The 933-nt window shown below is 76.4% G+C and carries 1 protein-coding gene; it reads left to right on the top strand.

The features are described 5' to 3' along the window. Nucleotides 1-871: hypothetical protein (locus FNQ90_RS24990; RefSeq protein ID WP_228471591.1), on the top strand; the 871-nt coding region annotated here is incomplete at its 5' end. Nucleotides 872-933: the final 62 nt, after the last annotated feature.

The raw sequence follows: 933 nt of genomic DNA, 5'->3' as shown, positions 1-933 counted from the left end.
GGGTTGGCCGGTGCTGCTGCGCTGGATGACCGGCCTGATGACGCTGGCGCTGAACACCGGCGCCTCGGCCCTGAAATCGGACTGGGTGGGGGTGGCGGTGCACTCGGTGGCGCCGCTGCTGCTGATCGTCGCCTCCGAGGCCGGGTTGGCCTACCGCCGTGCCCTGGCCGCCGCCGTTGCCGCCAAACGCGCCGAGGAGATGGCGGAGAAGGCGGCCCGTGAACGGGCCCGGATCGAGCGTGAACAGCGTGAGCGCGCCGAACGCGAAGCCGCCGCAGAGCGGGCCGAACGCCGGGAGCGGGAGGACCGCGAGCACGCCGCGCGGCTGGCCCGCGAGGAACGCGAGCACGCCGCCGCGCTGGCCCGTGAACAGGCACAGGCGGAGCGTGAACGCGAGCGGCTGCGCCTTGAACACGAGCAGCGGATCCGTGAACAGGAGAGCGCCGAACGCGAACGCCGGCGCCGCGAGCGTGAACAGCGCGAGCAGGCCGAGCGGGAGGCCGCCCGCCGGGCGGAGGCCGAACGGGTCGAGCGTGAACGCCGCGAGGCCGAACGCCGGCGGGCCGCCGAGGCCGAACGGCGTCGTCTGGAAGAGGCCGAGGCAGAGCGGCGGCGTCGCCGGGCCGAGGCGGAGCGGGCCGAGGCCGCCCGACGGGAACGCGAGCGCGCCGAGGCGATCGAGCGGCGCCGCGCTGAGCTGCTGGCCGCCGGCCCCGCCCCGGTCAAGCAGTCCGAGGAGGTGGCCCGGCGGACCGTGGCCGACGCCCACCACGCCGGTTTGTCGATCCGGCAGGCCGCCGACCTGTGCGGCTGGTCGGTCGGCTGGGTCACCGCCCGCTATGGCGAACTGCGCGAACCCGTCCCCGCCTGACGCCCACTCCCGGTGCCCGGCCGCCCCTTCCCGGCAGCCGGGCACCGGGAGTGGGCGTCAGG

This window comes from Streptomyces alkaliphilus (assembly GCF_014141535.1).
GTDB lineage: Bacteria > Actinomycetota > Actinomycetes > Streptomycetales > Streptomycetaceae > Streptomyces > Streptomyces alkaliphilus.
Note: the sequence above shows the minus strand (reverse complement) of the source record. Positions and strands in the feature narration are given on the sequence as shown.